We start from the raw sequence: 12,730 nt of genomic DNA on the forward strand, positions 1-12,730 counted from the left end.
GACTCGGAGGGTCGGGGTCACTCGGCCAGGAGGACGAGGTCCTGCGTGGTGGAGTTACCGATGTGGTAGGTCAGGATCTGGGTGCCCTTGGGGACGAGGAAGTAGAGGTAGAGTTCGTCCTCATCGCTCATCTGCTGGATGGGCAGTTCGGTGGCGGAGCGGATCACGAGCTCGGGGTCGGCGCGGATGATCTGGGTGCCATTTTCTTTGAGCAGTGTGTAGGCGAAGGGCTGGTAGAGGTTGCCGCGGTCGTCCTGGAGCCAGACGCCCTGGAGTGCGGCGGCGGCGGCGCGGGCCCGGCCGAAGGTGGATCGTGCCTGGTCTGCTTCGAGCAGGACACGGATCATGGCCATGTGGCCGGGCTGGAAGAAGCCGTCAACGCGGGTGCGTGCGGAGAGGCTGACGGTGGGTCGGTTGATAGAGGCCTCGCCTGAGACGATGACGGTGTCGTCGCCATCGGGTCGGAGGCTGAGGCCGGCGGCGGCGTTGCGGCTGATGCCGCGTGGCAGCCGGTTGGTGAGTTCGGCGATGTCGGCGACGTGGCCGGCGCGGACGCCTTCGCGGTCGCTGGCGGCGGCCATGTTGGGATTGGGCTGGGTCGGTGAGAGGCCTTCTTCGGGGACTTCGGCTTCGGGGAGGCCCATGAGGCCGGCCATGGCGGCGACGCCTTCGTCGCCAGAGGGCAGGTTGAGGCGGAGGTTGCGGACCATGAGGTAACGGGGTGCGTCTCTTTCGGGGATGACGAAGGCCCAGGTGAGGTTCTGCTCGGGCTGGGCTGAGTCGGCGGAGATGCGGTCGTCATCGACGGGGTAGAGGGTCCGCTGGCCGGTGCTGGGGTTGGTGAGGCGGGAGAAGGCGACTGGCGCAATGGCCTGGGCTTCGGTGCCGTCGCGCGGGCCGGCGAGCAGCCGGATCTGCGTCGGCGGCAGGCGGAAGGTGGCGTCGCGGTCGAAGGCGCCGGTGCCCTTCGTGACTTTGAGATCGATCAGGACGAGCTGTCCGGCGTTGGCCTCGGTGATTTGCGGGAGCGCGCCTGTCACGGGCAGGGGCAGGCCGTCGACTGGCAGTGGGGAGACGACCATGCGTTCGATCTCGAGGGCGTCTGGGCCGATGACGAGTGAGGCGTTCTCGTCGTAGCGCATCCGGTAGAGGTTGCTCTGCTCGCGGAGGTCGGGCTGGTAGAGGGACATCGGGCTGCCGGAGGACATCGCTCCGGCGGAGAGGATCTGGAAGGTGGTGTCGGCGTATTGATCGACGGGGACCCAGAGGTCGGCGATGGGGGCGATCGAGCCGTCGCCATTGATGGCGTAGGGCTGGTGTCCGAGGAGGCTGGGGCCGAGGGGGAGGAAGCCGATGCCGATGACGGCGATCCCGGCGGTGAGGGCTCCGGACATCGCGCCGAAGGCGGCGCCGAGGATGGAGTTGACGAGGCTGGGCAGGCGGAGGTTGCCGGGCACGAGGGTATCGAGCAGGACGCGGATGCCGACGACCAGCAGGGCGAAGGGTACGAGGAGGGCGAGGCCCCAGGCGAGGTGGGGGACGAAGGGCATGAGCAGGCCGACGGCGATGGGTTCCCAGAAGGCGAACGCCAGGGTTCCGGCGAGGAGGACGACCAGCAGTTGGAGCACCGCTGAGAAGAGTCCCTGGGCCGACCAGACGACCGCCATCAGGAGAAGGTAGAGGATGATGCCGATGCTCAGGTACATATCGATGCTCCAGCCGTGGAGGGACTCAGCTTGACGACTTGCCGGTGCCCAGGGCTCGGGTGATTTCCTTGATGTCGGTCACGCCCTCGACGACTTTGGCGAGCGCGGCTTCCTGGAGGTACTGCATTTTCTGCTTGCGGAGGTGGGTGCGCATCGCGTCCATGTCTCCCTTTCGGAGGTAGGAGCGTGCGGTGTCGTCGAGCACCATGAGTTCGAAGACGCCGATGCGTCCGCGGTAGCCGATGCCCATGCAGGCGGGGCAGGTTCGTGGCTTGCCTTTGACCTCGACCTGTCCGGAGCTCTGGTAGAGGGTTTCGACTTTGCCGGCGGGGATATTGAGTTTCTTGAGTGCAGCCGGATCGGGCTTGTAGGGGGTTCGGCAGGTGGTGCAGAGTCGTCGGACGAGTCGCTGGTGCATGACGGCGAGCAGGCTCTGGCTGGCGAGCTTGGGGTCACCGACGGTTCTCATCCAGCGTTTGGAGGCTTCGAAGGTGCTCTCGACCCGCATGGGCAGATAGAAGCGGCATTCTTCGGCCATCGGTGCGCAGAGCTTGGGTGTGCGCTCGTCGAAGAGTTCGCTGAGCATGACGATGTTGGGATCGGATCGGAGGATGACCTGGAGTCGGTCGTTGATCTGCTCGGGGGTGGCGGCGTCGCCGAACTCCTGGTGGTTGACGCCTTCGACTTCGAAGGGCTTTGAGCGTTCGATGGTGATGACGCTGGAGGTGTAGGGGTCGTGGGTCTGGATGATGCTGTAGAGGGTCGTGGTGACGCCCTGCTGGAGCGGAGCGGTGACGAGGATGGTGCCGCCGGGCTCGCCGATGAGCTCGACGAGTTTGTCGTGCTGTGATTCGGTGAGGCCGATGTCGCCGAGGGGGATGTTGGCCTGCTTGGCGGGGTTGACGTCCATCACGAGGCGGACGCCTTTGGTGGAGCCGGCGGCGTCGAGGGCGAGCCGGTGGGTGCCGAACTCGCCGAGGTCGACGCTCATGATGGCCTGCTCGCGTTTGCGGTGGTTGGAGAGGTCCATGCCGGCGGAGGCTTTGATGTATTCGAGCAGGGCCATGGCCTCTTTTGAGGCCAGCTCGGGCTGGGGATAGTGGACGCCATCGATGCGGGCAACGACCTTGCCGGCGGTGGTATCGATGGTGAGTTCGATGCGGTCGGCGTTGCGAGGCACGGCGAAGTTGAGGATCTCGGAGAGGGTGGCGTGGCTAGGGACATTGGGGTCGTTGCCAACGGGGACTTCGAGCTGGTCGCCGTCCTGATTGATGATGCGGAGGCTGGCGCGTTTCTCGGCCTGGTCTTTCTGCCAGTTGGTGAGTTGTTCCTGGAGTCCGGCGAGGGAGAGGTCCCAGCGGGCATCGATGGGGACGCGGTGGTTGCGGAAGGTGGCGTAGGCGTAGGGCACGCCGAAGAGGATGGCGATGCCGATGGGCAGACCGACCCAGAAGATGGGGATGAGAAAGATGGCGCCGAAGGCGACGAGCGCGGCGAGCAGTTGCCCGCCATTCCAGAGCATGCGTGGCATGCGGAAGTAGGCCATGTCCTTGTCGAGGACGGTGACCAGCCGTGCCCAGCCGACGAGGACGGCGAGGACGAGGAGGGGTTTGAACCAGCTTAGGAGGAAGACGGTTTCAGCCTGGGCTAACGTCGCGAGGGTCATGCTCATCTCGGATAGAAGCCCACGGTCGGACTCCGGTCAGGTGATCGTTGGTTGGATTAGGCGGTGATGCCGCGTAGGCGCATCTTGAGTTCCTCGGCCGAGGGTGCGGCGCTCTGGGCTACGCGTGGATGAATGTAGTTGGTCTCCACCAGGTCAACAAGGGAATCGGTGAAGGTCTGCATGCCGGCTTCGCGGCTGGACTTGATGACTTCGGGCAGCTCGTCTTCGCGGCCTTCGAGGATGAACTTTCGGACGGGCGGCGACTGGAGGAGGATCTCGACGGCGGGGACGCGTTGCATTTCGGGCTTGATCGTGGGCAGGAGCTTCTGGTAGACGAAGGCCTGGAGCTGGAAGGCGAGGAGGCCGCGGATGGCTTCGCGTTCTTCCTGGGGGAAGAGGTCGTAGATGCGGCCGAAGGCCTGGGACGCGGACGAGGCGTGGATGGTGCCGAAGACGAGGTGGCCGGTCTCGGCGGCCTGGAGGGCAGCCTCGAAGGTTTCGCGGTCGCGCATCTCGCCGATGAGCACAACGTCGGGGTTCTCGCGGACCATGGCGCGGAGGGCGTAGGGGAAGTCGGGGACGTCGATGCCGACTTCGCGCTGGTTGATCGTGGCCTTGCAGTCTTCGTCGGAGAAGATGTATTCGATGGGGTCTTCGATGGTGAGGATGTGGCAGGCGCGCTGTTTGGCGACGTGATCGAGCATGGAGGCGATGGTGGTGGACTTGCCCGAGCCGGTGACGCCACAGAGCAGGACGAGTCCCTGGTGGACGTCGCAGACCTTCTCGATGGCGGGCGGGAGGTGGAGCTGATCGAAGCTGAGGATGTCGCTGCTGACCCGGCGGGCGGCGATGGCGGAGCGACCCCGGGTCCGGAAGAGGTTGACGCGGAAGCGGTGGCTCTTGCCGCCGGTCTCGACATCGATACCGAGGTCGATGGAGCCGTGCTCGCCGTAGTACTGCCACTGGGCTTCGGAGAGTCCCTGCTCGACCCAGCGTTCGAACTGGGTTTCGGCGATGGGCGGGTGGTCGAGGGCCTTGAGGGAGCCCTTGACGCGGAGCTTGGGGACCTGGCCGGCGCGCATGATGACGTCGGAGGATTCGAACTGGATGGCGGCCTTGAAGAACTTCTTGAGGGGGGTGTCGCTGAGGGATCGCTTCTGGTCGACGTGATCGACGGGGACGGGATCGCCAAACGACGTGCCGTGAGAACTGCCATGTGACGACGACGGTGACGAATGAGCCACTTCGATGACCTCGCTAAACCGAGCAACAAGCGTCCGGCGAAGGACTTCCCTGATCGCCTGAACCGGGCATCCCTGCACCGGCGACAGACCTCCCATCGTCGCCCGACAGCCGCTGATGGTCAAGGGAGACTGTTGGGTGGGCTCAGGCGAGTTGCCTGACGGGGAGGCCTCGAGCGGCGACGCGTTGCTTGGTCTCGGCGATGGTGTACTCGCCGAAGTGGAAGATGCTGGCGGCGAGGGCGGCGTCGGCTTTGCCCTCGGCGAGGACATCGGCCATGTGTTCGGGATTGCCGCAGCCGCCTGAGGCGACGACGGGGACGTCGACGGCCTCGGCGATCATGCGTGTGATCTCGAGGTCGTAGCCGTTTTTGGTGCCGTCGGCGTCCATAGAGGTGAGGACGATTTCGCCGGCACCGAGGGCGACAACACGCTTGGCCCAGTCGACGGGGTCGAGGGCGACGGGCGTCCGGCCGCCGTGGGTGTGGACCTCGAAGCACGTGCCGGGGCGCACCTGGGAGAGGGTGATGGGGGCGTCTTCGCCGGCTCGCTGGCGGTAGTCGTCGATAGGGACGCGTTTGGGATCGATGTTCACGACGGTGGCGCAGGTGCCGAAGCGTTGGGCGGTCTGGCTGACAATCTCGGGGGTGACGACGGCGGCGGTGTTGATGCTGACCTTCTCGGCGCCGGCCTGGATGAGGGCGGTGACATCGTCGATGGTGCGGATGCCCCCGCCGACGGTGAAGGGCATGAAGCACTGCTCGGCGACCTGGCGGACGACCTCGTGGATGATGCCGCGGCCCTCGTGGCTGGCGGTGATATCGAGGAAGACGAGTTCATCGACGCCCTGCTCGTCGTAGGCGCGGGCGACGGCGACGGGATCGCCGGCGTCGACGAGGTCGACGAAGTTGACGCCTTTCACGACCCGGCCAGCCTTGACGTCGAGGCAGGCGATGATGCGGTGGCTGAGCATGGGGGCATCGTAAAGGAACGGCTGGGTGGGGTTGCTGGCGGGTTTTCCACACGCAGGAAGCCAGACTTGCGAATGAGTCTCAAGGATAATACGATCCTCAGACGCACTGATTATCTGAGATTGATTCTCATTAACGATAAAGGATTTGTCATGGTGACTTCTTCGCGACGGGCCTTCACGCTGATCGAACTCCTGGTGGTGATCTCGATCATCGCGCTGCTGATCGGGATCCTGCTGCCGGCGCTCGGGGCGGCCCGGGTGATGGCCAAGGATGCGCAAAGCTTGTCGAACGGCCGGCAGATCGGATCGATCGCGTTGGCATCGTTGCTGGTGGAGCAGGATGGCCGGTTCCCCTGGCACTCGTCGACGATCTCATCCGGCAACCGTCCTGCGAACGGGGCGAAGCCGCGCTGGGCCGACTACCTGTATCCCTTTGTGCAGAACACGGACATCTTCATCAACCCGCACCTCGACCTGGATGAGTCGATCCTCTCCAAGCCCTGGTGGCACGAGGCCTGCAGCATCCCGGCGTTGAAGGCGGCGCAGGCACCAACGGTGGACTACAGCGGCTATGGCGATCCGTCGCGGACCGACTGGAACCGGTGGGGCGGGTATGGCTACAACTATCAGTATCTGGGGAACGCAAGGAGTTCGGTCGAGTTTCGGCGGCCGGTAGAGAGCGTCTACGCTCCGACGCGGACGCTGGTGCTGGGGGATACGGCCGGGGCCGACGAGGGGACATCGGGGCAGTACGCGATCGACCCGCCTTACACGTCGGAGCGGGGCTCGGGGAAGGCTTCGGGCTATTACGGCAACACCCGGGCGGAGCCGACGGCTCGGGGCGGGGATACCGGGGAGTTCGTGTTTGCCGACGGGCACGCCGAGGCGATGACAACAGAGGCGCTGGACGACAGCGACAGCGATGGTCAGCTGGATAACGGCTACTACAACGGGTACGGCGACGCCGAGCTTCGGTGAGTTGGGCGCTTACTCGGGTTGTTCGAGCACCGGGACATCGGGGATCGTGCGGACCAGAGCGCCGAGCGGGAGCTTGATGCTCGGAGCATCCGGGCCGTCCAGTTCGACGAGGCGTTCGAGGGGGTTGTCGTTGAGGCGGAGGAACTTGAAGCCCTGGAAGTAGGCTTTGCCCTCGGCTCTTCGGCGGTCGGCGCGGCGGAGCTCGGACTGGATGTAGCCCTGAATGGATTCTTCGCGGACAACGGGTCTGGCGGAGTGGATGAGGTTGATGGCGTCGTCTTCGGTGCGGATGACCATGGTGACGTGGCCGACGTAGACATCGGTGGGGCTGGTGCCGCGGACGATGAGGGCGAGGTCGCCGGTCTGGAGTTCGGGGATGGCCCGGCCGGTTTCGCTGAAGGGGAGGTAGGTATCGACGTGCTGCTGGACGAGGATGTCGGTTTCGAGACCGAAGGTGTTTTTGAGGAAGCGGGCGCGGTCGACGCGTTGCTCGAACCGGACGACGGCGTCGCCGCCGAGGTCATCGGTGACGTCGGTGTAGAGCCAGGCGTTGGCGGGGACCCAGTCGGACTCGGTGTAGTGGTTGCGGGTGGCGACGCCGATCTGGCCGTCGCGGTAGCGGATGCGCTGGAGCATGCCGAAGAATCGGGTCCAGTCGCCGCCGAGGCCCATGGCGAGGGTGTGTTCGGCGAAGACGACGCAGTCGCTTTCACGCAGGGAGTAGAGGGGCTGGGGGTCGAAGGTCTCGAAGGGGGCTTCGCCGAGGAGGTAGATGTTGTAGGGCTGGCCGAGGTTTTTGCGGGCGAGGATGCCGATGCGGGTGCGGAGGTCGGGTTCGACGGCGTGGAGGAAACGCAGGAACTTGTGGACCTGGGCCTCGTTCATCTGGTAGAGCGGGAGCTGGCGGAGCCGGGCGACCTCGATGGGGTCGAGGCCCAGGGCACGGCACATGGCGATCTCTTCCTGGAGCATCGCGAGCGGGGCACCGGCGAACGTGGGGGTCGGTCGGCTGGTTCGCTGGGCCGTGGTGGAGGACGACGTGCGTTCGACAGTTCTGGCCGATGTCGGCCGGTCTTCGGGAGCGGATGCGGTTCCGTCCGACTGGCATCCGGTGGCCAGCAGGGCCAGACTCAACAGACAAACCCCAAGCGGCGCAACCCGTCGATTTCCACGCATGACAGCGGTCTCCATGGCTGAACAAAGATTCGCGTACTAACAGGCCATCTTACTGTCAGGCCGGCGGTTGGTTGGAGTCCACCCCGTAGAGGGATAGACTCACGTGCCAACCATGACGATGATGACCCTCCAGACACCTGAAAGATTGCGATGACGCGAAAGGTCCTGATCACCGGGCTGGGGCCCGTCTCCGGGCTCGGCGACGGCATCGAGGCTCACTGGCAAGCCGCCTGCGAGGGCAGGTCGGCGGTCAGGACGATCGAGCGGTTCGATGCTTCGGCGATGCGGTGTGCTTACGGGGCGGAAGCCTCTGATTTCAAGGTCCGCAACTACGTGCCGAAGTCGTACCGCAAGGCGACGAAGGTGATGGCGCGTGACATCGAGTTTGCGGTGGCGTGCGCGGACCTGGCGGCGAAGGATGCCGGGCTGAAGACCAAGGGCTCGGCGCCGGATGACGAGCCGACGTACGCCTCGGACCGGATGGGCGCTCACATCGGCGCGGGGCTGATCGCCGCGGACATCGACGAGCTGACGACGGCGATGGTGAGCTCGCGGAAGGCGGACGGCAGCTTTGACATGCATGCCTGGGGGCGTGAGGGGATGCAGCAGCTGACGCCTCTGTGGCTGCTGAAATACCTGCCGAACATGCTGGCCTGTCACGTGACGATCATCCACGATGCGCACGGGCCGTCGAATACGATCACCTGTGCGCAGGCGAGCGGGTTGCTGTCGGCTGGGGAGTCGCTGCGTGTGCTCCAGCGGGAGGATGCCGATCTCTGTTTCTGCGGCGGGGCGGAGTCGAAGATCAACCCGATGGGGATGCTCCGTCAGGAGTTCGCCGAGTTGGTGGCCGACCCGAAGGACCGTGCGGCCGATGAGGTGGTGCGGCCCTTCGATGAAGGGGCGACCGGGGTGGTGATTGGTGAGGGGGGCGCGATTCTGACGCTGGAAGCGGCAGAGACGTTCGGCGCTCGTGGCGGGACCGGGGCGTATGCGGAAGTCGTGGGTTTTGCGGCGAGTCAGACGGTGCATCCGGCGACCGTAAACCGGACGCCCGATCCTAGAGGCAAGGGGGCCGAGCGGGCCATCAGCAAAGCGCTGGTGGAGGCGGGGCTGACGCCTGATGATATCGATCTGATTGTGCCGGGCGGGTCGGGCGTGCCGGCTTACGACCGGGCTGAGGCGGCGGCGATGCGGGCCGTGTTCGGCGAACGGCTAATAGACATCCCGGTGGTGGCGATCAAGGCGATCGCGGGCGACTGCTTCGCTGGCGGCGGGGCGATCGACCTGGCGGTGGCGGCTCAGGCGCTGCGGTCGCAGAAGGTGCCGGCGGTGGTGAATCGCGACAAGCCGCTGGCCGGGATCGGGGGCAACCGATCGGCGTCTGAAACCGGCTTGAGGCATGTGCTTGTTTTCGGGTCGAGCGTGGGCGGGCAGAACGCGGCCATCGTGCTCAAGCGTTACGAGGGGCCTAATGGCTGAGCCAGTGAGAGAACTCCCATGACCACCAAAGTTGTTGTTACCGGCATCGGCTGGGTCACGCCCCTGGGTTATGAGATCGAGAGCGTCTGGCAGCGGTTGCTGGCGGGGGCATCGGGGGTCGGTCCTATCCAGCACTTCGATGCCTCGACGTACCCGACGACGTTCGCGTCGCAGGTGCTGGATTTCGATCCGTTGAAGCTGGTGCGTCATCCCGAGCATCACGCGGAGATCGGTCGGAACATCGGTTTTGCGCTGGGTGCGGCGGCACTGGCCTGGCGTTCGGCGGGGCTGGATGCCTTTGACGAGACCGGGAAGCTGGATCACGACCGGCTGGGGATCTACCTGGGTTCGGGTGAGGGGATTCTGGATTTCGACAACTACGTGGCGGCGCATCTGGCGGGGTGGAACGAGGAGGCGCAGGCGATCGACGGCCGGCCCTGGACCGAGGCGGCCAAGCAAGGCATGAGCGCGGCCCGGGAGCTGGAGCAGGAGCCGAACATGCCGTTGGCGCACCTGGCGCTGGAGTTCGATGCGCGCGGGCCTGCGTACAACTGTCTGACGGCGTGCGCGGCGTCGACGCAGGCGATCGGCGAGGCGATGCAGATCCTCCGGCGGGGCGATGCCGATGTGATGATGACCGGCGGGGCACACACGATGATCCACCCGCTCGGCGTGACGGGGTTCAACCGACTGACGGCGCTATCGAATCGCAACGACAGCCCGGCGACGGCGTCGCGGCCGTTTTCGCGGGACCGTGATGGGTTTGTGATGGGCGAGGGGGCCGGGATTCTGATGCTGGAAACCGAGGCACACGCCAAGGCTCGGCAGGCGCCGATCCTCGCGGAAGTGGCGGGGTACGGGTCGACGGCGGATGCGTATCGGATCACGGATATCCATCCCGAGGGCCGGGGGGCGGCCCAGGCGATGCGGCTGGCGATGAAGGGGGCCGGTGTGGAGACGACCGACATCGATTACATCTCGGCGCACGGGACCTCGACCAAGGAGAACGACGCGATCGAGACCAAGGCGGTCAAGGCGGTGTTCGGCGAGCACGCGCCGAACGTGCCGATGAGCTCGATCAAGAGCATGCTCGGGCATTTGATTGCGGCGGCCGGGGCGATCGAGGCGATCGCGTGCGTGCTGGCGATCCGGGATCAGGTGCTGCCGCCGACGATCAACCTGCAGAACCCCGACCCGGACTGCGACCTGGACTACGTCGCCAACGAGGCCCGACGCACGGAGGTTGAGGTCTGCCTGTCGAACAGCTTCGGCTTCGGCGGTCAGAACGACACGCTCATCCTCCGTCGTTACTGACCGCCCGACTCCCAGCCCCCCTACCCCTTCTGCCCGGCCGACAGGTCGAGCTTGAAGCGGCCGACAAGCGTCGCGAGTCGTTGGGATTCTTCGGCCAGGTGGTTGGAGGTTTCGAGCATGCCCTCGGCCGAGGCGGAGGTCTCCTGGGAGGTTTTGGCGATCGAGTCGACGCTCGTGGAGATCTCGCGGGAGGCGGCGGACTGCTCTTCGGCGGAGGCGGCGATATCGGTGACGAGGCCGCTGACGCCTGTGGCCGAGGAGACGATCTGCTCGAGGGAGCCACGGGCTTCGCTGGCTTCCTGAGCGCCCCGGGCGGCCTGCTCCGAGCCTTCCGAGATCCGGGTCACGGACCGGGAGGTTTCTTCCTGCATCCGTTCGATGGATTCGGTGATCTGTGCGGTGGCTTTGGTGGTTCGGTCGGCGAGCTTGCGGACCTCATCGGCGACGACGGCGAAGCCGCGGCCGTGCTCGCCGGCTCGGGCGGCTTCGATGGCGGCGTTGAGCGCGAGGAGGTTGGTCTGGTCGGCGATGTCGTCGATGACCTGGATGATCCCGCCGATTTCCTGACCACGTTCACCGAGACGGGTGACGGCTTCGGCGGCGCGATCGACGCTTTCGCGGATGGTTTCGAGGCCGGAGATGGTTCGGCCAAGCGTCTCGCCGCCGGCGTTAGCGACTTCACCGGAGGTAGCGGCCAGCCCTGCGGCTTCACCGGTTCGGCCGGCGATGGAATCGGCGCTCTGGGCCAGTTCTTCGACGGCGGCGGAGGTGGAGACGATCAGGCCGGTCTGGTCGTTCATGGTCGAGACCATGTTCCGAGAGGTTTCGGCGATCCCGGAGGTACCTTCGCGGACCGAGACGCTGGCCCGGGAGACCTGCACCAGGATGTCATGGATCATGGAGACGAAGCGGTTGAAGGCTTCGGCGAGCGCGCGTTCTTCGGCGCCGCCCGAGACGTTGAGCCGCTGGGTGAGGTCGCCTTCGCCTTCGGAGATTTCTGCCAGCGAGGCGGCGGCTTCGCGGATGGGTCGTGAGACGCGTGAGGCGACAACGAATCCAAGGGTTCCAGAGATGGCCACGACGCCGAGGCCGATGACGGGCAGCCAGAACAGCAGGTTGGCGCCCGCGGCTTCGGTGACTTCGAGGGAGGAGGCGATGTCGGCCTCGGGCATCTCGGCCATGAGGACCCAGTCCCAGGGCTTGTAGTGGTAGGCACCGACCAGCACGACCTCGCCGTTGGCGGTGGTGAGCGAGGCGGTTTCGACCTCGCCCGAGGTCCGGGCGCGTTCGATGAGGGTTTCGTAGCGTGCGTTGCCCTCGGCATCCTTGACGTCGGCGATCGGGCCGTGGATCTCACCCCAGGCGGGCGGGATCAGGAACTCGTTACCAAGCACGACAAACAACTCGCCGGTCTTCCCCATGACCTTCTCGGAGAGGGCCGTTCTGACGCTGTCGATGCTTTCGATCTTGACGCCGACGTAGAGGGCTCCGATCACCTGCTGGTTGTCGTCGAAGATGGGCTCGTAGGTCGTGAGGAACCAGTCGTTGACGACGTAGGCTCGGCCGCGGAAGGTCTCGCCCCGGAGCAGCGTGGCGACGACGGGGTTCGGCTGGCCGTCGGGGTTGTTGGCGGGGATGTAGGTGCCGATGGCACGGGTGCCGTCGTTCTTCCTGACGTTGGTGGCGACGCGGAGCATGTCGCCCCGGTCGTTGATGCGTTGGAATATCGTGCAGGTGCCGCCGACCAGCGCCTGGACGCCATCGACGGCCTGGACGGTCGTGGCCGGGTCCTTGATCTGCCCGAGCCAGTCCTGGCCGACCAGCAGGCGGGGCAGATCGACCTCGGAGACGGAGCGTGTGAACTGGTTCATCACGCTCCAGGACTCAGATTGGTTGTCCAAGCGAATGCCACCCAGTTTCTGCAGATGATTTCTGGCGACGGCGAGATCGCCTTCGAGCTTGATCTTGAGCAGGTCGTCCTGGGTCGTGCAGACGGTTTCGAGCATCGAGACGATGCCGGTGACGGCGCTCTGGCCATCGCGGGTGATCCCGGTGGTGATCTTGCCGGTCATCCCGCTGAACAGCCAGCCCACGAGCCCCAGGAGTAGGGCGACGCTGACAAGTGTCGAGAAGCCAACCAGCAAGCCGAATCGATGAGAAAGTGTCACGGCTAACCTCCGTACCTTTTTGTCGG

Annotated in this window: 9 protein-coding genes; 3 read left to right on the forward strand and 6 right to left on the reverse strand. The window is 65.6% G+C overall.

Features of this window, described 5'->3' with window-relative positions:
• Positions 1-17: 17 nt before the first annotated feature.
• From ACQZAB_RS03810 to hisF, 4 genes are read right to left on the reverse strand one after another with little or no spacing between them, the layout of a single operon-like run.
• The gene (locus ACQZAB_RS03810) at positions 18-1,706 is read right to left on the reverse strand and encodes a hypothetical protein (protein ID WP_428387220.1); all 1,689 of its coding nucleotides are present in this window, start codon (positions 1,704-1,706) and stop codon (positions 18-20) included.
• 25 nt (positions 1,707-1,731) lie between these two features.
• Entirely contained in the window at positions 1,732-3,372 is a 1,641-nt protein-coding gene (locus ACQZAB_RS03815) for a GspE/PulE family protein (RefSeq protein WP_428387222.1), read from the reverse strand.
• 56 nt (positions 3,373-3,428) lie between these two features.
• Entirely contained in the window at positions 3,429-4,739 is a 1,311-nt protein-coding gene (locus ACQZAB_RS03820) for a type IV pilus twitching motility protein PilT (RefSeq protein WP_428387223.1), read from the reverse strand.
• Positions 4,740-4,758: 19 nt separating this feature from the next.
• Positions 4,759-5,586 (reverse strand): imidazole glycerol phosphate synthase subunit HisF, encoded by an 828-nt coding sequence (gene hisF / locus ACQZAB_RS03825; protein ID WP_428387225.1) that lies wholly within the window; start codon positions 5,584-5,586, stop codon positions 4,759-4,761.
• A 150-nt stretch (positions 5,587-5,736) separates the two neighbouring features.
• Between hisF and ACQZAB_RS03830 the strand changes: the two genes are divergently transcribed.
• Positions 5,737-6,564 carry a type II secretion system protein gene (locus ACQZAB_RS03830; RefSeq protein WP_428387226.1) on the forward strand — a complete coding sequence of 276 codons (828 nt, stop codon included), beginning with the start codon at positions 5,737-5,739 and terminating at the stop codon, positions 6,562-6,564.
• Between the two features lie 9 nt (positions 6,565-6,573).
• Here ACQZAB_RS03830 and ACQZAB_RS03835 read toward each other — a convergent pair whose 3' ends face one another.
• Positions 6,574-7,740 carry an N-acetylmuramoyl-L-alanine amidase-like domain-containing protein gene (locus ACQZAB_RS03835; protein ID WP_428387228.1) on the reverse strand — a complete coding sequence of 389 codons (1,167 nt, stop codon included), beginning with the start codon at positions 7,738-7,740 and terminating at the stop codon, positions 6,574-6,576.
• 150 nt (positions 7,741-7,890) lie between these two features.
• On the opposite strand from ACQZAB_RS03835, the gene ACQZAB_RS03840 reads away from it, so the two are divergent.
• Both ACQZAB_RS03840 and ACQZAB_RS03845 read left to right on the forward strand, forming a co-directional pair.
• Positions 7,891-9,222 carry a beta-ketoacyl-[acyl-carrier-protein] synthase family protein gene (locus tag ACQZAB_RS03840; protein ID WP_428387230.1) on the forward strand — a complete coding sequence of 444 codons (1,332 nt, stop codon included), beginning with the start codon at positions 7,891-7,893 and terminating at the stop codon, positions 9,220-9,222.
• A gap of 18 nt (positions 9,223-9,240) precedes the next feature.
• Positions 9,241-10,536 (forward strand): beta-ketoacyl-[acyl-carrier-protein] synthase family protein, encoded by a 1,296-nt coding sequence (locus ACQZAB_RS03845; RefSeq protein ID WP_428387232.1) that lies wholly within the window; start codon positions 9,241-9,243, stop codon positions 10,534-10,536.
• Between the two features lie 20 nt (positions 10,537-10,556).
• Here ACQZAB_RS03845 and ACQZAB_RS03850 read toward each other — a convergent pair whose 3' ends face one another.
• Positions 10,557-12,704, reverse strand: coding sequence for a methyl-accepting chemotaxis protein (locus ACQZAB_RS03850; protein WP_428387234.1), 2,148 nt, complete (start codon positions 12,702-12,704; stop codon positions 10,557-10,559).
• Positions 12,705-12,730: the final 26 nt, after the last annotated feature.

This window comes from Mucisphaera sp. (assembly GCF_965279675.1).
Lineage (GTDB): Bacteria > Planctomycetota > Phycisphaerae > Phycisphaerales > Phycisphaeraceae > Mucisphaera.